The sequence below is a fragment of the Micromonospora sp. NPDC003241 genome, from assembly GCF_053589795.1.
Genome location: NZ_JBSFSO010000023.1, coordinates 1 through 21,295, shown reverse-complemented (window position 1 = coordinate 21,295; position 21,295 = coordinate 1). Strand labels below are relative to the sequence as shown.

13 protein-coding genes are annotated in these 21,295 nt (G+C 72.8%); 5 read left to right on the top strand and 8 right to left on the bottom strand.

Going from position 1 to position 21,295, the window contains the following annotated elements; translation table 11 throughout:
• Positions 1–852, bottom strand: a complete 852-nt coding sequence (locus ACWDVW_RS19025) for a phosphotransferase (RefSeq protein WP_449950483.1) — start codon at positions 850–852, stop codon at positions 1–3.
• An 83-nt stretch (positions 853–935) separates the two neighbouring features.
• Positions 936–6,398, bottom strand: a complete 5,463-nt coding sequence (locus ACWDVW_RS19020; RefSeq protein WP_449950480.1) for an ATP-binding protein — start codon at positions 6,396–6,398, stop codon at positions 936–938.
• 350 nt (positions 6,399–6,748) lie between these two features.
• Between ACWDVW_RS19020 and ACWDVW_RS19015 the strand changes: the two genes are divergently transcribed.
• From ACWDVW_RS19015 to ACWDVW_RS19005, 3 genes are all read left to right on the top strand, one after another.
• Positions 6,749–8,101: a hemolysin family protein gene (locus ACWDVW_RS19015; RefSeq protein ID WP_449950477.1), complete on the top strand. Its 1,353-nt coding sequence runs from the start codon at positions 6,749–6,751 to the stop codon at positions 8,099–8,101.
• Positions 8,098–9,132 (top strand): hemolysin family protein, encoded by a 1,035-nt coding sequence (locus tag ACWDVW_RS19010; protein ID WP_449950475.1) that lies wholly within the window; start codon positions 8,098–8,100, stop codon positions 9,130–9,132. Before ACWDVW_RS19015 ends, ACWDVW_RS19010 begins: the two co-directional genes overlap by 4 nt.
• A gap of 206 nt (positions 9,133–9,338) precedes the next feature.
• Positions 9,339–11,792 carry an HAD-IC family P-type ATPase gene (locus ACWDVW_RS19005; protein WP_449950472.1) on the top strand — a complete coding sequence of 818 codons (2,454 nt, stop codon included), beginning with the start codon at positions 9,339–9,341 and terminating at the stop codon, positions 11,790–11,792.
• 82 nt (positions 11,793–11,874) lie between these two features.
• Here the strand turns inward: ACWDVW_RS19005 and ACWDVW_RS19000 are convergent, their stop codons facing one another.
• On the bottom strand, positions 11,875–13,509 hold the full coding sequence (locus tag ACWDVW_RS19000) for a ricin-type beta-trefoil lectin domain protein (RefSeq protein WP_449950470.1): 1,635 nt from the start codon (positions 13,507–13,509) through the stop codon (positions 11,875–11,877).
• Between the two features lie 360 nt (positions 13,510–13,869).
• On the opposite strand from ACWDVW_RS19000, the gene ACWDVW_RS18995 reads away from it, so the two are divergent.
• Positions 13,870–14,856, top strand: coding sequence for a hypothetical protein (locus tag ACWDVW_RS18995; RefSeq protein WP_449950468.1), 987 nt, complete (start codon positions 13,870–13,872; stop codon positions 14,854–14,856).
• Positions 14,857–14,925: 69 nt separating this feature from the next.
• Here the strand turns inward: ACWDVW_RS18995 and ACWDVW_RS18990 are convergent, their stop codons facing one another.
• The 5 genes from ACWDVW_RS18990 to ACWDVW_RS18970 all read right to left on the bottom strand — a co-directional run bounded on the left by ACWDVW_RS18990 (position 14,926) and on the right by ACWDVW_RS18970 (position 19,097).
• On the bottom strand, positions 14,926–15,399 hold the full coding sequence (locus ACWDVW_RS18990) for a response regulator (RefSeq protein ID WP_449950466.1): 474 nt from the start codon (positions 15,397–15,399) through the stop codon (positions 14,926–14,928).
• A gap of 121 nt (positions 15,400–15,520) precedes the next feature.
• The gene (locus ACWDVW_RS18985) at positions 15,521–16,195 is read right to left on the bottom strand and encodes a response regulator (RefSeq protein WP_449950464.1); all 675 of its coding nucleotides are present in this window, start codon (positions 16,193–16,195) and stop codon (positions 15,521–15,523) included.
• Positions 16,192–17,400, bottom strand: a complete 1,209-nt coding sequence (locus ACWDVW_RS18980; protein ID WP_449950461.1) for a sensor histidine kinase — start codon at positions 17,398–17,400, stop codon at positions 16,192–16,194. The genes ACWDVW_RS18985 and ACWDVW_RS18980 overlap by 4 nt, the downstream gene beginning before the upstream one ends.
• A gap of 9 nt (positions 17,401–17,409) precedes the next feature.
• On the bottom strand, positions 17,410–18,207 hold the full coding sequence (locus ACWDVW_RS18975; RefSeq protein WP_449950458.1) for a hypothetical protein: 798 nt from the start codon (positions 18,205–18,207) through the stop codon (positions 17,410–17,412).
• A 113-nt stretch (positions 18,208–18,320) separates the two neighbouring features.
• Positions 18,321–19,097, bottom strand: coding sequence for a hypothetical protein (locus ACWDVW_RS18970; RefSeq protein WP_449950455.1), 777 nt, complete (start codon positions 19,095–19,097; stop codon positions 18,321–18,323).
• Between the two features lie 211 nt (positions 19,098–19,308).
• On the opposite strand from ACWDVW_RS18970, the gene ACWDVW_RS18965 reads away from it, so the two are divergent.
• The gene (locus ACWDVW_RS18965; RefSeq protein ID WP_449950453.1) at positions 19,309–21,252 is read left to right on the top strand and encodes a DUF1996 domain-containing protein; all 1,944 of its coding nucleotides are present in this window, start codon (positions 19,309–19,311) and stop codon (positions 21,250–21,252) included.
• Positions 21,253–21,295 lie beyond the last annotated feature (43 nt).

Below are 21,295 nucleotides of genomic sequence, written 5' to 3'. Positions count from 1 at the left end.
TCATCCGGTCGCCGCGAGCACGTCCCGGATCATCCGGTGCCCCTGCTCCTCGAAACGTTCGTCGCCCACCCGGTACGCCCACCCCGCCGTGCCGATCGCGTCGCGGACCCGGGTCCGGTGCCAACTTCCCGGCTCGCGCGGATCGGCGCCGTACCCGTCCAGGAACGCCCGCTCCAGCGCCGGGTCGCGGCGGAAGTCCTGCACGGCCAGCCGGCCGAAGTCCGTGTACGCCGGTCGCAGCGCGGCCCGACCGAAGTCGATGATGCTGACCCGGCCCTGGTGGACCAGCCAGTTGCGGGGCTGCCAGTCGCCGTGGGTGGGGACCAGCGTGGCCGGCGGCGTCGGCCAGGCGGCGATCTCGGCGCGCAGCCGCTCCACCGTGGCCGGTGGGATCCGGTGCGGACCGGCGAGCCAGGCCAGCGACCGGGCGTTCTCGCGAGCCTCGTAGTCGTCGTCGGTGGCGGTGGTCTGTGCGTGCAGCAGGGCCAGCAACTCGCCCGCCTGTCGGTAGGCGGCCGGATCGTCGACGTGTGCGGTGTCGAGCAGCAGTTCGCCGGGGAGATACCGGGTGACGAGCAGCTTGGCGGACTCGTCGCCGTGCACCAGCACCGGCGCGCGGTCCCGACTGGTCCACGGCGTCAGCCAGTGGTGGTGGGCGCGCAGCTCCCGGGCGATGTGCTGGTCCTCGGGGCCACCGGCCTTGACGACGTACCGTGCCCCGTCGTGGGCGACCTCCAGCACGGTGGTCGGCAGCAGGTCCCACCCCAGGTCCCGGAGCACCGTCGCGCCGGGGAGCCACCGGTCCAGCAGGTCCCGTTGCGCTCCGGAGAGTCGGTCGCGTACGGAGGTCACCGCCGGATCCTACGTGCGGGCGGCACGAACGCGCGGACGCCGGCAGCCGAACCCGGCCACCGGCGTCCACGCCACGATCCGTCCTATTCGGTCGCCGCCGACCCGATCGCCGCGATGACGCGGGGGCGGAGTTCGGCGGCGCGGATCACCGCGTCCACCGAGCCCACCTCGACCGCTCTCGCGATGTTGTGCACCCGGTCGAACTCCGTGGCCACCTCACCGAGCTTCTCCGCGCGCACCGACGAGCGGACTTCGTCGAGTTCGGCGGTGAGCGTGGCACGGTCGGCGCCGGACGCGGACGCCACCCGGGCCTCCAGGTCCCGTACCCGGGGGTCGGCGGCGGTGCGGGCGTCGACGTCGCGGGAGAACACCACGGCGGCGGCCGGAGCCCCACCGAGCACCGAGGCGTACGAGCCCTCCAGCGCCAGCACCGTCATGCGAGGGTTCAACGCCTTGGAGAAGACCACGAACGCCCCGCCGTGGTACCGCGAGATAACGCAGAACACGATCGGGCCGCGGAAGTTCACGATGGCCCGGCCGATCTCGGCGCCGTACTCCAGTTGCAGCTTGCGCATCGACTCCGGCGACCCGTCGAAGCCCGACAGGTTGGCCAGCACCACCAGCGGCCGGTTGCCGCTGGCCGCGTTGATCGCCCGCGCGGCCTTCTTGGAGGAGCGGGGGAACAGCGTGCCCGCCGTGTAGGTGTCCGGGCCGTCGGTGGGCGGGAAGCCCCGGCGCGGCACCGCACGCGACTCGATGCCGAGCAGGCAGACCGGTACGCCGCCGAGGTGGACGTCCTGCACCACCGCGGTCTCCGCGTCGGCCATCCCGGCCCAGCGCTCCAGCACCGGGTGGTCCTGGTCGGACAGCGCCCGCATCACCGTACGGATGTCGAAGGGCTTCTTGCGGTCCGGGTTCGCCACCGAGGAGAAGATCTCGCCGACGGTCGTGAAGTCGCTGCCGGCCACCACGTGCGGGAAGTCGGAGACGTCCCGGTCGACCGGGTCGGTGGTGGTGCCCGGTCGCGGCCCCTGCTCGCCCGGCGCGACGTACGTGTGCTCGTAGTGCGACATCAGCACGTCCCGCGCGGCGGGCAGGTCCGGCGCCCAGTACTGCGCCTGCCCGTTCGGGCCCATCACCCGGTCGTAGCCGCCGATGCCGAAGTTGTCCTCGGCGGACACCCCGCCGGAGAAGTCCAGCGAGTGCTTGCCGGTCAGCACCATCGCCGAGTCCGGCGTCATCACCAGCACACCCTTGGTGTGCATGAGCATCGTCGCCTCGGCGTTCCAGTACGGCTGCGCGCCCACGTTGATGCCCGCGACCACGATGTTGATCTCGCCGCCGTCCTGGGTGAACTCCACGATCCGCTTGAGCGCGGCGGCCACCCAGTCCATGTTCTCGGTGCCCGACGTCATCGAGATCCGGGCGCCGGCGGAGAGCGCGTACCACTCCAGCGGGACCTGCATCCGCTCGGCCAGGTCCATGGCGGCGATCACCCGGCGGCACTCCGGCTCGGAGAGCGCGCCCAGCGACTTGGTCGGGTCGCCGAGCAGCACCACCCGGGTCACGCCCTGCGGGTGCCGGGCGGTCGGGGTGGTCACCACACCGGCCACGATCGCCGCGCGGTTGCGGCCCTTCGGCCGGTCCACCGGCACCAGCACGTGCGCGTCGTCCAGGTCGTACTCGACGAAGTCACCGAGCAGGCGGGTCAACTCGTACGGGTAGACGGTGTTGCGGCTGCTCGCCCCCAGCACCTTGAGCCGGTAGTCGTCGAGCGGCTCGACCGGCTCGACCGGCGGCTCGCCCACGGTCAGTTCGGCACCGCCGGTGGCGTCGAAGGAGATCCGTACCGCGATCTTGGTCAGCTCGCCGGTGCGGCGGTTGCGCTGCCGACCGATGAACAGGATCTCCTCCAGCCCGGCACCGGCCGTGGTCGGCCGGATCCGCGCGGCGAGGTTCTCCATCTCCTCCAGCGTGAGGCTGCTCGGCGGCCAGACGTAGATGACGATCCGGTTGGTGTGGAAGCGCTTCTTCGACGACCGGCGGGACTGGGCCCGCCGGATCGAGTCGAGGCAGGCGGCCACGGTGTCCTCGGTGGTGGGCAGGGCGACCAGCCGGCCGTCCTGCTCCCGCAGCTCGGTCAGGTCGCGGATCTGCGCGAACGCCACCAACCGCTCGTCGGAGGGGTTCTCCCGGGCCACGCACTGGAAGAGATAGACCTCCTCGTCCGCCGACGGCAGCCGGGTCAGGTCGAACTTGTGCAGCCGCTCCAACTGCATCCGCTGCGCGATGTGCGGGTGCAGGCCACGGATCAGCCGCTCCTCGGCCATCCCGGCGCTCGACGGGTGGAACGTGAAGTGGTGGTGCATCACCGCTCCGCCGCTGCCGGCGACCGTGGCGGTCAGCCGGCGGACCTGCGGCGGCAGCGGATGCGCGGTGACGACCGACAGCAGCGCCGCCGCCATCTCGTCGAAGCTCTCCGGCTGGTTCTCCCACGCCAGGTAGATGTCGGCGTCGACGGCGGAACCGTCGGCGGCCAGCTCGGCGAGCCCGCGCAGCGCGTCACCCAGCGCGTCGAAGCCGACGGCGGCCGAGACCAGCTCGGAGTCCGCGCGCCCGGCGACCACGAAGCGGCAGCCGGCCGCCTCGCGGCTGGCCACCCCGGTCAGCCCCTTGTTGCCGTAGTAGCGCCGGGTCAACACCTCCAGCATCACGGTGTTGTCCAGGTGGCCGCGCTGCAACCGCTGGCCGAGCAGCCGGACCAGCGGCTCGGTGCTGCGGACCATCGCCGCGACGCGCTCGGCGCGGTCCGGCGCGTCCGGCTGCGTGTCCAGGTGCCGCAGGTGCCGGCGCACCTCGGCGTAGACCCGGGCCCGGTTGCGGCGCAGCAGCGGCTGGGCGAACCAGGCGAAGGCCACCCCCCGGGCGAGGTCGGCGATCACCGGGTAGCGGACCTGCGTCGCCGCCAGCAGTCGTTCCAGCGCGAGGCCGGTCGGTTCGCGCAGCGCCTCGTCCGGCGGCGGCTCCCGCAGCCACGTGCGGAGCAGCGTCGCGATGACGGTGGCGTCGGCGGCGGCCCGCTGCTGGGCCAGGAAGATGCGGAAGACGGCACCCTCCAGCGCGGGGGCGCGGTCCAGCTCGGCGACGCCGTAGTGCCCGAGCGCCCGGGCCAGCTTGGCCTGGAAGGCGTCCGGCACACCGGCCCGCTCGACGTCGAGGCTCTGCAGATAGGTGTGGAAGTACTCCCGGGCGCTGTGCACGTGGGCGGCCTCGCCGTCCTCGCCGGTGGGCCGGTTGCGGCTCAGCTCGGCCAGGTCGGCGAAGACGTCGACGAGGTCGAGTTCCTCGGCCAGCGGCCGGTACCCCTCCTCGGCGGTGGTCTGCCGCGCGGCCAGGTATTCGTCGAGCACCCGCCCGCCGTCGTGCGGGTCGACGTCGAAGCCGAGCAGCAGGCCGCGCAGGTCCTCGTGACCGCGCCGGACGCGCTGGCGGGCCGGGAGCTGGGCGGGCCGGGTGGGCAGGTCCAACTCGACGGCGGCCACCGGGGCCTGCGTCGTCTCGGCAGCCCCGTCGGTCAGCGGCTCCAGCCGCAGCAGGGCCGCACCGGCCTCCACCTGGCTGCCGACCGAGACGGCGCACTCCTTCAGCCGGGCCCGGAACGGCGCCCGCAGCACCGTCTCCATCTTCATCGCTTCCAGCACCAGCACCGGCGCGCCCGCCTCGACCTCGGCGCCGACCGCCAGCGGCGTGGCGACGACGAGCGCCGGCATCGGCGAGCGGAGCACGCCGCCCTCGTCCCGGCTGACCCGGTGCGCCACCCCGTCGACCTCGACCAAATGCACCGGACCGTGGGTGCCGGTGAGCAGGCGGTGCCGGGCGCCGTTGACGACGATCTGCCCGGTGTGCCGGTCGAAGCGGTCCAGCTCGACGTCGGCGGTGTGCACCGTGTCGCCCGCCTCGATGACGACCCGGAACCGGTGCGCGCCGGTGCGGGCCACCCGCATCCGGTACGCGACGCCCCGCAGCTTGAGGTCCAACGGCCGGCCGCTGGCGTGCTGTACCTGGGGACGCCCGCCGGAGGCGGTGGCCAGCAGCCGCTGCTGCTCGACGCGCTCCTCCTCCTCGTACGCCTCGATGGCGGCGGCGGCCAGCGCGATGCCGGAGTGCCGGTGCGCCACCAGGCGGCCGGAGCCCCGGACCCGGTCGATCCAGCCGGTGTCCGCGCTGGCGTCGATCACCTCGGGCTGGTCGAGCAGGTCGAGCACGAAGCTCTTGTTCGTCGCGCCGCCCTCGATGATCACCGTGGTGTCCGCCATCGCGCGGCGCAGCCGGCCCAGGGCCTCGTCCCGGTCCCGGCCGTAGGCGATGATCTTCGCGATCATCGAGTCGAAGTCGGCGGGGATGGTGTCACCCTCGCTGACGCCGGTGTCCACCCGGATGCCCGGGCCGGCCGGCAGGTCCAGCCGCGCGATCCGGCCGGGGGAGGGCGCGAAGTCGCGGTCCGGGTCCTCGGCGTTGAGCCGGGCCTCGATGGCGTGCCCGCGCTCGACCGGCGGCCGGCCGGTGAGCCGCCCGCCCGAGGCCACGTGCAACTGGGCCTTGACCAGGTCGAACCCGGTGGTGGCCTCGGTGATCGGGTGCTCCACCTGGAGTCGGGTGTTGACCTCCAGGAAGGCGAACAGCCGGTCGCCGGGGTGATAGAGGAACTCGACCGTCGCCGCGCCCCGGTAGCCGACCGCCACGGCCAGCCGCTCGGCCGACGTCTTCAACTCGGCCGTCTGCTCGGGGCCGAGCACCGGAGACGCCGACTCCTCGATCACCTTCTGGTTGCGGCGCTGCACCGAGCAGTCCCGGACGCCGAGTGCCCAGGCGGTGCCCTGACCGTCGGCGATCACCTGGACCTCGACGTGTCGGGCGCCGGTGACCAGGCGCTCCAGGAACACCACACCGCTACCGAAGGCCCGCGCGGCCTCCTGGCTGGTGCGCTCGTACGCGTCGGCCAGCTCGGCCTCGTCGGTGATCACCCGGATGCCGCGTCCGCCGCCGCCCGCGGTCGCCTTGAGCATCAGCGGGTAGCCGATCTCGGTGGCCGCCGCGCGGGCGGCGTCCAGCGTCTCGACCGCGCCCCGGCTCCACGGCGCGACCGGCACACCGACCTGCTCGGCGAGCAGCTTCGCGCCGATCTTGTCGCCGAGCTGGCGCATCGCGTCCGGGCTGGGCCCGACGAAGGTGACGCCGATCTTCTCGCACAGCTCCGCGAAGGCCGGGTCCTCGGCGACGAAGCCCCAGCCGACCCAGGCGGCGTCCGCGCCGGTCTCCACCAGCGCCCGCTCCAGCGTGGCCAGGTTCAGGTACGGGCGCGCGGCGGCGGGCCCGAGGTCGTAGGCGACGTCCGCCTCGCGGACGAACGTGGCGGTGCGGTCGACGTCGGTGAACAGGGCCACGGTCTCGATGCGGGCGCCGGTCTCCGCTGCCAGCTCCCGGACCGCGTGGATGAGCCGCATGGCGGCCTCACCACGGTTGACGATGGCGATACGGCTGAACACCCGACGGACCCCTCCGGTAGACCTACGGCGACACGCGTCAGGGCACGGTGGCCCCCGCACAGATCACTGTTCTGCCTACGGGCAACCAGCGCCATGTCGTAACCGCCGAACCCTGGCCAGCCCGAGTTGTGGGAACCCCACAAAACCTTTTGGCGGTCGCCTACGTGGGCAGCGGGTACGGCGCGACCACGGCCGCTCGGTTCGTCATCCCGCCGGTGGCCCTTTTCAGCATGCTCTCAGCGCGACCGACTACTCTCTGCTGCTCATGGATGATCTTCCGCATCATAGTCCGAGGCCCCTCGTCGTCCCGGTCGCCCGTACGGCCGTCGACCCGCGACAGGGGCTGACTCGTGTCTGAATGGATCCTGCTCGGAATAGGCCTGTTGCTCACCGTGGGCACCGGCATGTTCGTGGCGTCCGAATTCGCCCTGGTCAATCTGGACCGGGGGGAGCTCGAGGCGCGTCAGTCCCGGGGTGAGAAGCGGCTCGGTCCGACGATCGCCGCGCTCAAGATCACGTCGACGCACCTGTCCAGCGCACAGCTCGGCATCTCGTTGACCACCCTGCTCACCGGTTACACCTTCGAACCCGCGGTCAGCTCGCTGTTGGCCGAACCGCTGGGTGCGATCGGCGTACCGGACGGGGCGGTGACCGCCGTCGGCGCGGTCGTCGGCATCCTGCTGGCGACGCTCTTCTCGATGGTGATCGGTGAGCTGGTGCCGAAGAACTTCGCGCTCGCCGTGCCGTTGCAGACGGCGAAGTTCGTGGTGCCGTTCCAGGCGCTGTTCACCACCGTGCTCAAGCCGGTGATCCTGCTGTTCAACAACACCGCCAACGCGGTGATCCGGGCCTTCGGCATCGAGCCGAAGGAGGAGCTGTCCGGAGCCCGCAGCACCGAGGAGCTCAGCTCGCTGCTGCGCCACTCGGCCCGGGCCGGCGTGCTCGACCCGGACCACGCCACGCTGCTGGACCGGACGCTGCGCTTCTCCGCGCACGACGCGTCCGACGTGATGACGCCGCGGGTCCGGATGACGGCGGTCGACGCCGCCGCCACCGCCGACGAGATCATCGAGCGGGCCACCGCCACCGGCCTGTCCCGCTTCCCGGTGATCGGCCGGGACGTCGACGACATCGTCGGGGTGCTGCACGTCAAGCGCGCCTTCGCGATCCCGCCGGCCGAACGCGCCGGGGTACGGGCGCAGGACCTCGTCGTCGAGCCGGCGCGGATTCCCGAGACCATGCACCTCGACGTGCTGCTGCCGACGCTGCGCGGCGGCGGCCTGCAGTTCGCGGTCGTCTACGACGAGCACGGCGGCACCGCCGGGATCGTCACCCTGGAGGACCTGGTCGAGGAGATCATCGGCGATCTGGAGGACGAGCACGACCGGGCCCGCACCGTCATGCGGCGCCGGGGCCGCTCGGTCTACTTCGACGCCTCGCTACGGCCGGACGAGATCTTCGAACGGGCCCGCATCGTGGTCCCCGAGGACGAGGAGTACGACACCGTCGCCGGCTTCGTCACCGCCCACCTCGGCCGGTTCCCCACGGTCGGCGACGAGGTGGCCATCGAGGGCGGTGTGCTCCGGGTGGAACACCTCAACGGCGTGCAGGCCGACCGGCTGCGCTTCGTGCCCACCGAGACCACCGGCGGCTCCGGCGCGGACCGCCGGGTCGACGACCGCCAGGAAGGGGCGATCCGATGAGCGCCTACCTGCCCGGCATCATCTGGCTGTTCATCCTGCTGGTGGTCAACGCGTTCTTCGTCGGCGCCGAGTTCGCGGTGATCTCCGCCCGGCGGTCCCAGATCGAACCCAAGGCGCAGGCCGGCAGCCGCGCGGCGCAGACCACGCTCTGGGCCATGGAGCACGCCACCCTGATGCTGGCCACCAGCCAGCTCGGTATCACGGTGTGCTCGCTGCTCATCCTGAACGTCTCCGAGCCGGCGATCCACCACCTGCTGGAGATCCCGCTGGCGAACACCCCGCTGTCGCCCGGCATGGTCTCGGTGCTCGCGTTCGTCGTGGCGCTGGTGCTGGTCACCTTCCTGCACGTGGTGTTCGGTGAGATGGTGCCGAAGAACATCTCGTTCTCGGTGCCGACCCGGGCGGCGCTGATCCTCGCCCCGCCGCTGGTGCTGGTCGCCCGGATCTTCAACCCGATCATCTGGACCCTGAACGGGATCGCCAACGGTGTCCTGCGACTGTTCCGGGTGACCCCGAAGGACGAGGCCACCAGCACGTACACGCTCGACGAGGTGGCCACCATCGTGGCGCAGTCGACCCGCGAGGGAGTGCTCGTCGACGGCAACGGCGCCCTCACCGCGGCCGTCGAGTTCACCGGCAAGACCGTCGGTGACGTGGAGGTGCCGCTGGTGGACCTGGTGATGCTGCCGGCGACGGTGACGCCCGCCGAGATCCAGCAGGCGGTGGCCGCGCACGGCTACTCCCGCTACCTGCTCACCACCGACGGGGAGCCCAGCGGGTACCTGCACATCAAGGACGTCATGGACCTGACCGGCGACGCCTGGACCAGCCCGGTCCCGGCCAAGCGGGTCCGCCGGCTCGCGTCGGTGCGGCGCGACAGCGAGTTGGAGGACGCCCTGGCCGCGCTCCGCCGCAGCGGTGCCCACGTGGCCCGGGTCCTCGACTCCGACGGCGGCTCGACCGGTGTCATCTTCCTGGAGGACATCGTCGAGGAGCTCATCGGCGAGGTCCAGGACGTGACCACCCGCTGACCTGACCGGTCTCCCCGGCGCGGAGTGACCGACTCCGCGCCGGGGGAGGACCGGCCGTCACCGTGCTCTCACCACCGGCGACCCCGGGAAAACTCAGGGTCGCCGGTGGTCGCAGATGCGTGGTGGCTGCTCACGACCGCCGGGTAGCGTCATCGAGGTGCTCGTCACGAGCACGTCCACGCGCGTCACCCGGGGGGAGCAACCACGTGGAGTCCATCGGTGCCGCCGGTCGAGGGCAGGCCACGGACGAGATGGATCCGGTCGTCACGCAGGGTCCCGACCCGGTCACCGCCGAGCGGATCCGGCTCGGGCTCTCGGTCGCCGAGGTGGCCGAACGGGTCGCCGCCGGCGGAGTCAACGACCTGCCGTCGAGCACCAGCCGCAGCCTCTGGCAGATCGTCCGGGCCAACCTGTTCACCAGGATCAACGCCATCATCGGTGTGCTGTTCGCCATCATCGTGGTGGTCGGCCCGATCCAGGACGCCCTCTTCGGCGGCGTGATCATCGCGAACACCCTGATCGGCATCGTCCAGGAGGTCCGCGCCAAGCGCACGCTGGACCGGCTGGCGATCGTCGGCGAGGCCCGCCCCCGGGTCCGCCGTGGCGGCCGGACCGTCGACCTGACCTCGTCCGAACTGGTCCTCGACGACGTGATCGAGCTGGGTCCCGGCGACAAGATCGTGGTGGACGGGCGGCTGGCCGCCGTGGACGGCCTGGAGGTCGACGAGTCGCTGCTCACCGGCGAGGCCGACCCGGTGGTCAAGGCGCCCGGCGACAACGTGCTCTCCGGCAGCTTCGTGGTGGCCGGCTCCGGCGTCTTCACCGCCACCCGGGTCGGGCGCGACGCGTACGCGGCGCAGATCGCCGAGGAGGCCAAGCGCTTCACGCTCGTCGACTCCGAGCTGCGCAGCGGCATCGACCGGATCCTGCGTTTCGTCACCTGGGCGATCGTCCCCGCCGGCATCGCGCTGATCATCAGCCAGTTGCTGGTCAACCGGGACGACCTGCCCGAGGCGGTCCGCCGGATGGTGGCCGGGCTGGTGCCGATGGTCCCCGAGGGCCTGGTGCTGCTCACCTCGGTCGCCTTCGCGGTCGGCGTGATCCGGCTCGGCAAACGGCAGTGCCTGGTGCAGGAGCTGCCGGCCATCGAGGGCCTGGCCCGGGTCGACGTGGTGTGCCTGGACAAGACCGGCACGCTCACCGAGGCGACGATGGACGTGGCGGAGATCCGGCCGCTGACGCCTGACGTACCGGTGGAGACGGTGCTCGGCGCGCTCGGCCTCGGCGACGAGCGGCCCAACGCCAGCATGCGGGCGATCGTCGAGCGGTGTCCCGCCCCGGCCGGCTGGAGCGTACGCGAGACGGCACCGTTCTCCTCGGCGCGCAAGTGGAGCGGTGCGACGCTCGTCGAGCCGTCCGGCCGCACCGGCACCTGGCTGGTCGGCGCGCCCGAGATGCTGCTCACCGAGCACCCGGCCCTGACCGAGGCGGACACCTACGGCCGGCAGGGGCTGCGGGTGCTGCTGCTCGCCCGATACTCGCGCCCGCTCACCGAGGCGCTGGCGGACCCGACGGCGGTGCCACAGGCCACCGTGCCGGTCGCGCTCGTCGTGCTCCGGCAGCGGGTCCGCCCGGAGGCGTCGGACACCCTGCGCTTCTTCGCCGACCAGGGCGTCGCCGCGAAGGTCATCTCGGGCGACAACGCGGTCTCGGTCGGCGCGGTGGCCCGCAGCGTGGACGTGCCGGGCGCCGCCGAGCCGGTGGACGCGCGGACCCTCTCCACCGACCCCCAGGTGCTGGCGAGCACCGTGGAGACCCACTCCGTGTTCGGTCGGGTCGGCCCGCAGCAGAAGCGCGCCATGGTGGGCGCCCTCCAGTCCCGGGGGCACACCGTGGCGATGACCGGCGACGGCGTCAACGACGTGCTCGCGCTCAAGGACGCCGACATCGGCATCTCGATGGGCTCCGGCAGCGCGGCGGCCCGGGGCGTCTCCCAGATCGTGCTGCTCGACAACAACTTCTCCGCGCTGCCCTCGGTGGTGGCCGAGGGCCGCCGGGTGATCGGCAACATCGAGCGGGTCGCCAACCTCTTCCTGACCAAGACGGTCTACTCGGTGCTGCTCGCGATCATCGTGGTGCTCGCGTCCGTGCCGTACCCGTTCCTGCCCCGGCACCTGACCCTGATCGGGTCGCTCACCATCGGCATCCCGGCGTTCGTGCTGGCGCTGGCGCCGAACGTGGAACGCGCCCGGCCCGACTTCGTCAGCCGGGTGCTGCGGTTCGCGGTCCCGGGCGGCGTCCTCGCCGCCGCCGCCACCATCGGCGCGTACGCGTACGCCCGCGCGCACTACGGCGGTGACCTGGCCGCGGAGACGTCGGTCGCCACGCTGACGCTGTTCGTCGTGGCGCTCTGGGCGTTGTCCATCATCGCCCGGCCGTACACCTGGTGGCGGATCCTGCTGGTGCTGTGTATGGGTCTGGCCTTCGCCACGGTGCTGGTGGTGCCCGCCCTCCAGGAGTTCTTCCAGCTCCGGCTGGTCGGCGTCCAGGCCCCGTTGACCGGGGCCGCCGTCGCCGTCGGCGCGGGCCTGCTGATGGAGGCGGTCTGGGCGGTCACCCGCCGCCGGGCGGCGACACGACCGCCCGCCCCGACCGACTGACCACCCGACCGGCCGGGCGGAGAGTCCCGACGACGCGGAGCCCGGCACCCCTGGGGGTGCCGGGCTCCGGTGTGGGTGGGCGCTACTTGAGGGTGAAGGTCTGCTTCGGGTTGAACACGCAGATCCAGCTCATCATCGGGGCACCCGCCGAGTGGCCCTCGACGTCCAGGCACCGGTCGGTGTCCCGGTTGAACAGGGAGCGGCGGCCGTTGGACTCGATCCACTCCCACTTCTGCGCGGGGTTGCCGCTGCAGAGGGCGACCTGCACCGCGGTGCCGTCCTTCCGCTCACCCCAGGCGACGTCGAGACAGAGGCCGTTGGCCCGGACGCTGCCGTCGGACCGGAAGGTCCACCACTGCGACTGCGTCTCCCGGCACCGTTCCAGCTTGGCGCGTACGCCGTCGCTGGTGCCGGCGGTGACGCAGAGCCCGGTCTCCATGCCGACGAGCTGTTTCGCCCCGGACGGGCGGGTCGGCGGCTTCGCCACCGGCGTCTCGTCCCGGGTCCGCGACGGCGAGGCGGAGGGGCGCGGCGACGGGCTGTCCGGGTCGGCGTCCGGCGACGACGAGTCGGAGGGCTCCGGGGACGGGCTGCCGCTCGCCGACGGGCTGCCGGTCGGGGAGGGGGAGAGCGACGGGGCCGGGCTCGTGGTGCGTACCTTCACCGCGAGCCGGCTGTCCAACTCGTAGTACTCGGTGTGCTCGTGGACCGTACGCAGGAACGCCTGGGTCGTGCGGTCCAGCTCGCCACCGGTCTGCCGCACCGACGCGGGCCCGGCGCGGTACGCGGCCAACGCCAGCAGGTACGGGTCGCCCTCGATGCCGGCGAGTTCGGTCCGCATCGCGCACATCGTGGCGCCCAGCGCCGGGATGGCCACCCTCGGTTCCCAGACCGAGGCGGCGGTCGGGCCGTACTCCTGCCACACCTCCGGCAGGAACTGGGCGATGCCGCGCCGGCCGTCCGCGCCGAGCAGGTTCGGGTCGAACCCGGACAACGCCATCACCTGGGCGGCGACCGCTGCGGGCGGCACCTGCGGGCAGATCGTGCCGGCGCGGACGACGAGCCGGACGAGGTCGGCCGGGACCGCCTTCGGTGGCTGCCGGTCGGGGCTCGGCCCGGACTCGTCGGACCGGCCGAACGCGGGCAGCCTGTCGTAGTACGCAGAGTAGCCGCTGACCCGGTCGACGTACTCGACCGCCGACGGCGGGATGCCGCCGCTGTCCCGGACGTCGTCGAGCCCGGTGTGGTACGCGGCCAGCGACAGCCGCCACGCGTCCCCGTCGACCCGGGACACCCTGATGTGTCCACTCAGGTCACACATGTGGTGGGCGAGTGCCATCACGTTCGCCGTGGTGTCCGAACGCCGCGCGTTCGGCCACGGCGCCCAGGACCGCCACGCCTCGGAGTCGAGCCCCGCGATGCCCTCGCCGCCGGAGGCGGTACCGGTGGCGGTGGTGCGCATCCCCGACTCGGCCATGAGCTGGCCGGCGAGCCGGGACGGGGTCAGGACGGGACAGGACCGGGCGGCGGCCTGGATCGCGGTCAGGTGCTCGTCGGAGACGGGACGGCCGGTCGGCTCGTCCCTGTCCGACGCCACACCCCAACCGACAGCGGCGGCCACCGCGCACAACGCGGCCAGGCCGGCGATGCCACCGGCGACCGCGCGACGCGAGAACGTGCCCAGCCGGGGCCGGGCGGAGGGGCGTACGGGCTCCACGGGTCTTCCCTTCCGGTGCTGACGTCACCGCCCTCGACGCGTGCGCGGCGCGCTCCGTTCAGCGTGGGCGGCACGATCCCGGTCGGTTTCTCGCCACCCGGCGGGCCCGGTACGCCCACCGCCGCAGCAGGGGGGGTGGGACGTCCCCCGACGGGGACTCCGGGACGCCCCTGTCCGGAGGGGCGGGCCGCGACCCGGCCGGGTCGGTGACCCCGAGGTGATCGGGGACTACCGATGTCCCGTACGGGCTGGCAGGCTCTGGGCACCGTGCGGCGGGGCGGGTCGGGGTCCCCGTCCCCGCGCCACGGCCGACCGGCAACCGCTGCCGGCCGGGACGGCTCGGCCGGAGGGGAACCAGGGGTGCGACGACTGCGGCGGGTCGCCGTCTCGGGTCTCGGCACGTTCGTGCTGACCGTGCTCCTGCCGGCCGGTCCGGCCCAGGCCGCCGCCCCAACGCCGTTCCAGCCGGGGGCGCCGCTGACGCAGGCCGTCGGTGTGTTCGGCGCGGTCATCCTGTTCGCCCTCGCGGTGGCGGTGCTGCGCGGTCGCTCCCGCCCGACCCCTACCCCGACCCCCGCACCCGGCCCCGACCCGGCACCCGACCCGTCGATGTCGGCCGGGTCGCCACCGACGATCACCCTGCTGACCCCGTCCGGGTCCGCTGCGGTGCCGACGCTCGCCGACCGCTTCTCGCCGCTGCGCACCGGGACGCCGCCGGCCCGCACCGCCGTCCTGTCCCGTCCGAGCGGAGCCGTCGCCGCGCCGAGGCCGGGCGTACGTTCCGGGCCGCCGGTCGAGCGGACCGCGCCGGGTCGGTCGACCCTGGTCGACCCGTACGCGCTGACCGCCGAGGTCCGGCTCGACGGCCGGACGGTCATGGTGTCCCTCGACGGTGCCCGCACCGATCGACCCGGCCCGCCGCACACCTGGTACGCCGGGTCCGGGACGTTCTCCTCGGCGACCCTTCCGCTCCTGCTCGGCGAGGCGTCCGGTCGCTGGCTCGAGGTCGACCTGACCCGCTGTCCGGACGCGCTGACCGTCGGCGGTCCGCCGCCGCAGCAGCGGTGGTACGCGCTGCGTCTGGTCCGGCAGGTCATCGACGCCGGCGGTCAGGTCACCGTGGTGGGCGACCTGACCGACGACCGTCTGCCGGCCCAGTGCCACCGGGTCGCGGACGTCTTCGACCCACGGCTGCCGTACGCCTCCGGCATCGTGCTCGCCGCCGGGCTGGACCGACGTGCCGTCCAGGTGGCCCGGCAGGTGAGCGTCTGCGGCGGACCGGTGCCGGTCCTGCTCGGTGCCGCCGCGCCGACGCGCTGGTCGATCCGGATCGGTCCGACCGGATAGGAGCGACCGGCGACAGCGGGGGACCGACCCGGGCCGGCGTGGGGATGCCGGTCCGGGACGGGTGCCGCGTCACGCCTGCGGTCGGGCGGACTCGCGCAGCGCCCAGGCGACCGCCGCCACCGCCACCGGTGACAGCCAGCCCAGCCCGGCGGCCACGGCCCGTACGGCACCGAGCAGGTCGGCCGGCTCGTGGTGCCCGTACACCAGGCAGCCCTTGAACGGCGCCCGGAGCATGGTGCTGATCGTGCGGTGCTCGGTGGCGGCGGTCAACGCGATCACCGGCGACCGCCGGGCCAACGCCCGCACCAGGTCGGTGCCCTCGGGGGCGGTTATCCGATCGTCGAGCAGCGTCACGGTGGGCCGCATCCGGTCGGCGAGTGCCACCGCCTCACCGGCGTCGCCGGTGAGGGCGACCACCCGGATCCGTTCCCCGGTGTCGAGCACGGTACGGATCACCGACCGCTCGCCCGGGTGCGGATGCGCGACCAACACCCTGATCGTCGGCGCGGTCCGACCGACCGCGCGTACCTGCGGACTAGCCATCACGCCGAAGCCGCGCCTGGGCTGATACGGCTGCCATCCGGTCCCCGCTCCCGTCGGTGTCGGGCGGTGCGACGTCACCACCGCCCACACAACGGAGCCGGAGCGCGCCGCGTTCAGCCCGTCACCGATTCGGCGTACCGTCCGGGCCGGACCAGCGCACCACCGCCTCCGTCCGGTTGGTCACGCGCAGCTTGGCGAAGATGTGGTTGAGGTGGTTCTTCACGGTCTTCTCGGTGAGCAGCAGGCGTCGGGCGATCGCCGCGTTCGAGTGTCCGGCGCAGAGCAGTTCGACCACCTCCTGTTCCCGACGGGTGAGTCCGAACTCCTGCCGCATCCGGCGGATCTGCTCGGCCCGACCCACCGTGTCGCGCTCCCGGTTGGCCTGTTCGCGCAGCACCGCGATGGTCACCGAGGCGCCCCGGGGAGAGAGCCAGCCCTGGCCGGCGGCCACCGCGTGGACGGCGCGCAGCAGCTCCGCCGGGTCGAACTCGCCGTGCACGAGGTAACCGCTGGCACCACCGCGCAGCATGCCGGCGATCAGCTCGTCGTCGGAGTCGCTCGTCAACACCAGCACCGACGTCTGCTGGGAGAGCTGGTGCACGACGCTGAGCCCGTCGGCGATCGGCATGCGGTGGTCGAGCAGGGTCACGGTCGGCCGTAGCCGGGTCGCCACGGTCACCGCGGTGCGCCCGTCCGGGGCCTCACCGACCACCCGGACGTCCTCCGCGCTGGAGAGGTAGCCACGGATGGCGGTCCGGACGATCGGGTTGTCGTCGACGATCAGCACGTCGATCATCGGGAGGCCACCTGACGGGCGCGGCCGGACTCCGGCACCGGGCCGGACAGCGGCACCCGTGCCACCACCCGGGTGCCCAGCCCGACGCGGGACTCGACGCGCAGGGTGCCACCGACGGCGTGGGCCCGTTCCGCCATGCCGACGATGCCGAAGTTGCCCGCGCCGGAGAGGTCGGTCAGATCCCCGGGCATCGGGAAACCCCTGCCGTCGTCGGTGATGGTGAGTTCCACATGTGCCTCCGAGCGGTGGAGTACTACCTGGACCAGCGTCGCCTCTGCGTGCCGGGTCACGTTCTGCAACGCCTCGCTGAGGATCTGGGCGAGTTCGTAGCGGGCTGCCACGGGAGGCTCGACCGCGTGCGCGATCACCTGGACCGGGACGTCACTGCGCGTCGACCAATCCGCGCAGATGCTCCTCACGTTATCCGGGAAGGGCCGGTCCGGCAGGTCGCGGCGCAGGCCGGCGAGCAGGTCACGGGCCTCTCGTACGGCCGCGTCGGCGCCTTCGGAGACGGTGCCGGCGAGTTGCTCGGCCAGGTCCGGTTGCCGACGGAGCAGACCGGGCAGCGCCACCGCGGCGAAGGAGACACCGCGCAGCGTCTTGGCCACCGAGTCGTGCAGCTCCCGGGCGAGCCGGGCCCGTTCCGAGGCGGCGGCGGACCGCTGGGCGGCGGTCACCGTCGTCACCGTCGCCTCGATGTAGCGGGCGAGCGCGGCGGTGGCCACCGCCGCCCCGAAGCCGCAGACGATGTTGATCATCGGGAAGGCGAGCATGAACGGCGCGGCGACCGAGGTGCCGGCCACGCCGCCGTCGGCCCGGAGCAGTTGTGTCGCGACGGCGAAGCCGAGGACCGCGTTGACGGTCCAGAGCGGCAGTCCGTGCGTACCCAGCAGCGCGCCGGTGAGGGCGGCGTGGCCGGCCGCGTAGCAGAAGAAGCCGATCCCCCCGCCGCTGACCACCAGCACGCTGATCATCAGGGCGGCGTCCAGCGCGAGGAAGCTCATCCGCCACCGGATCGCGGTCGGCCACTTGCTCAGCACGGTGACCTGCACCGCGGTGGTGGCGGCGATCAACCCGAGCGTGTGCACCGCCGCCCACGCGTCGTCCACCAACCGCAGTCCCACTCCGACGGCGGCGATGGTCACGACGAGCCGGCCGAGCAGGACTGCCCGACAGAGAGCGGCGTATGCGACGAACCGGCTCATCCGTTGCCGTCAGCTGATGGTGACTTTGTCGATGTCGGGCGCCGACTTGTCACTCCAGAGGCGCACCGCGACCCGTCCGGCCGGGACCGAGGCGTCGAACTGGACGCTGCGCGGCGAGTCCCAGGTCGTGCCGGTGACAGCGAAGGTGTGCTGGCTGGCGTCGTTGATGGAGACGCGCAGTTCCCGTGGCCCGTCCACTGTGTAGTGCACGGTGACGGTCCGGCGACCGGCCGCCGGGACCTCGAAGTAGACGGTGAGGTTGCCCAGGTACCGCACCCGGGCGCCGCCGTCGCAGGACGAACAGGTGGCGACCTGGGCGCCACCGCCGAGCGTGTTGCCCGGGGCCTCGGCCTGCACGGTGAGCGGCCGGAACCGCTCGGTCTCGGTGGTCGTGCTGGGGCTCGCGGTCGGGCCGGGGTCCCGGCTCGTCGCGCCGGTCGCGGGTGTTCGCGACGGTTCGGCCCCCGGTGGCGGTGCGGCCGTGCCGCCACCGCCCGGGCGCGGTGTCCCGCTCGGGCCCGGGTTCGGCGTCCGCTCCGACTCGGACGGGACGGCGGGTCCTTCGGGTTGCTGACCGACCACGCTGGGCGGGGCGCTCGGCGGAGCGCTCTGGCTCTGCGTCGAGTCCGACCGGCCGTCGTCCGTGGCGAGGATCAGCGGCGGGATCAGCACCGCGGCCAGCACCATGGCGCCGGCCAGGCTGCCGATCCCCGCCCAGAGGGGTACCCGCAGTGATGTCGACTCTGTCGAGGTGCCGAGGAACCGCTGGTCAGGACCGCTACTGTCCGGGGGCGGGTCAGACGGCACCGTGGAACCCCCTGAGTCGGGAGTCAGAAATCGGACGAGGGGCCCGCTTCTCCGTACACACGGCAGCGAATGTACACAACACCTATGTGTACTTGCCTCGGCAAGGGGCGCTGTTAGCTGACCGTGACTTTGTCAATATCGGGGGGTGGCGCGCTGTCGTGGTAGAGCGTTACGGCGGTGCGTCCGGCAGGTATCGACGCGGTGAACCGAAGGCTGCGCGGTGTCACCCAGCTACTGCCGGTGACGGTGAAGGTCTGTGGTGGACCGCCGTTGACGACCACCTTTAGGTCACGAGTGCCGTCGGCCGTGTAACCCACCGTCACGGTGCGCGACCCGGCGGCCGCCACGTCCAGATAGACGGTGAGCTGACCGAGGTAACGGACCCGGGCACCACCGTCGCAGGAGTCGCAGTAGGCGATCTCCGCGCCGCCGCTGCGGAGGTTGCCGGGCGCCTCGGCCTGGACGGTGACCGGTCGGAACTGCGCGGCCGGGCTCCGGCTCGGCGTGCTGCTCGGCGTGACCGCAGCGGACGTCGGCAGGATCGACGTCCCCGGCGTCGTGGTCGACGGGACGGGTCCGGCGCTGGTGCGGCTGGGCGACGGCGCGGCCGGGCCGCTGACGGCGACCGACGGGGTGCTCTCCGGGGAGGGGCTCGGGACCGGTTCGTCCTCCGTGCCCAGAGGGAACAGGGTCGGCGGGTCGGACGGCGGGTCCGCCGGTGCCAGCGACGGCGTCTGGTCCAGCGCGCGGGTGCTCCCCTCCGGCGGCTCCGGCTGCCGGAAGGTGGACCACAGCACGATCACACCGAGACAGGCCAGGGCGGCAGCGCCGATCAACCGCCAGAGTCCGGGACCGGTCGGACCGGGTTGATCATCGCTTGCCGCAGACATGGCCACGACGGTAGACGCCGGGGCGGTGCCCGTTCCTGAGCCGAAAGACCCAGTCGGGCCCAGAGAGGGTCGGGGCCGGGTGTCGGCGCCGGCCTGCTGGGCCCTGGACGGCCCTCGCCTGGGTCCTAAGCCTCATCTCCCCGGCCGCCGGGCGTGGTTAGCGTACCGCGACATTCGTCGCCGACGAACGGATCGAGACCTCGGAGGTTCCATGCCAACCCGCGACCTGCCCGCGTCCGGGCCGCGCCGCCGGCCGCGCTGGCGGTACTGGATGGTGGCGGTGACCCTCGCCGTCACCGCCGCGCTCACCTCCTGGACCGCGATGGGGCCGCTGCGGCTGACCGCCGGTGAGGAGGCCCCGCTGTCCCAGGGCAAGCCCGCCACTGCCTCGTCCAGTGAGGGCGACCGTTGGTCCGCCGAGCGCGCGGTCGACGGTGACACCAAGTCCCGCTGGTCCAGCACGTTCACCGACCCGCAGTGGCTGGGGGTGAACCTGGGGGCACCGGCCCGGATCGACACCGTGGTCCTGAACTGGGAGTCCGCGTACGCCACCGAGTTCGAGATCCAGGTGTCGCCGGACGGGCTGGCCTGGACCTCGATCTACCGCACCAGCAGCGGCACCGGCGGCACCCAGCGCCTCGACGTGTCCGGCGAGGGCCAGTACGTGCGGATGTACGGCACGAAGCGGGCCACCGGGTACGGCTACTCGCTGTGGGAGTTCCAGGTGTTCGGGGCGTTGACCGGCGCGGGCGCGACACCCGCCGCCCCGCAGACGTCGGGCGCCGCCTCCGGCACGCCCAGCGCGTCGGGCACCCCGGGATCGAGCAGCCCGAGCCAGTCCCACCCGGCTGGCCACGGCAACGGGGCGACCGGCGCGCCGACCCCCGGCGACTACGTGCTCGCCGAGCGGCCGGTCACCGGTGTGACGCCGTCGACCGCTAACCCGCCCCGTCGCGACCACCGCGAGTTCCAGGCCAACTGCGCGGTCAGCCACCGGCTGGAGGACGACCCGATCGTCTTCTTCAACCGGCCCGGGGCGTCGCACGACCACACCTTCATGGGCAACACCACGACCAACGCGGCGAGCACCATGCAGTCGCTGCCGAGGGGCGCGACCACCTGCCGGGTGCCGGGCGACAAGTCGGGCTACTGGATGCCGACGCTGCTCAACGGCAACACGCCGATCGTGCCGCAGGGCCCGCAGGTCATCTACTACAAGAGCGGCGTACGCGACTACACCAGCGTCCGTCCGTTCCCGCCCGGCCTGCGGTTCCTCGTCGGCAGCCCGATGACCACCGCCGCGCAGTTCGAGTCCTCGCCGGCCTACCAGAAGGGCTGGGAGTGCGGGAACAGCTACGACAACGTGGACTTCCCGGCGAACTGCCCCGCAGGTACCCAGCTCAACGTCCGGATGCAGGCGCCGAGCTGCTGGGACGGGCGGCACCTGGACACCCCCGACCACGTCAGCCACATCGTGTACCCGGTCAACGGTGTCTGCCCGACCAGCCACCCGGTCGCGGTGCCGATGATCGAGTTCAAGATGGCCTGGCCGGTCAGCGGTGACATGTCGCAGGTGCGCCTCTCCAGCGGACGGGGCTACTCGTTCCACTACGACTTCTACAACGTGTGGGACACGCCCACCCTGTCCGCGCTGGTGAAGCACTGCATCAACGCCGGTCGCCAGTGCGACAGCCGGGGCTTCGACCAGTTCGAGCCCGGTGCCGGCGCGGCTCTCGACGAGCAGTACCAGGTGCCCGGCAGCCGTACCGTCCTGAGCCGGTCCGGCTGGACCGCCACCGCCTCGGGCGGCGGCGCGGACACCCCGGCGCGGATGCTCGACGGTGACACCAACACCCGGTGGACCTCCGGTGCGCCGATGACCAACGGACAGTCGTTCACCGTCGACATGCGGTCGGTCCGTACGATCAGTGGGATCTCACTGCTCTCCACCGGTGCCGACCACGCCCGGGGCTACCAGGTGTTCCTCTCCACCGACGGGAGGAACTGGACCGGTCCGGTCGCCAGCGGCAAGGGCTTCACGAACCAGACCCTGGTCGACTTCGAGGCCCGGGACGCCCGCCACGTGCGGGTGGTGCAGACCGGCTCGGCCAGCAACTGGTGGTCGGTGGCGGAGTTCACCGTCTTCTCCGGCTGACCTCTCACCCCGCACGACGAGGCGGCGTGGCCCGGACCGGGCC

What these genes read in the sequence shown, in the direction of transcription:
- ACWDVW_RS19010 (WP_449950475.1), top strand. Translation starts at nt 8,098, where the DNA reads ATGAGCGCCTACCTGCCCGGCATCATCTGGCTGTTCATCCTGCTGGTG.
- ACWDVW_RS18990 (WP_449950466.1), bottom strand. Translation starts at nt 15,399, where the DNA reads ATGGCTAGTCCGCAGGTACGCGCGGTCGGTCGGACCGCGCCGACGATC.
- ACWDVW_RS18985 (WP_449950464.1), bottom strand. Translation starts at nt 16,195, where the DNA reads ATGATCGACGTGCTGATCGTCGACGACAACCCGATCGTCCGGACCGCC.
- ACWDVW_RS18980 (WP_449950461.1), bottom strand. Translation starts at nt 17,400, where the DNA reads ATGAGCCGGTTCGTCGCATACGCCGCTCTCTGTCGGGCAGTCCTGCTC.
- ACWDVW_RS18970 (WP_449950455.1), bottom strand. Translation starts at nt 19,097, where the DNA reads ATGTCTGCGGCAAGCGATGATCAACCCGGTCCGACCGGTCCCGGACTC.
- ACWDVW_RS18965 (WP_449950453.1), top strand. Translation starts at nt 19,309, where the DNA reads ATGCCAACCCGCGACCTGCCCGCGTCCGGGCCGCGCCGCCGGCCGCGC.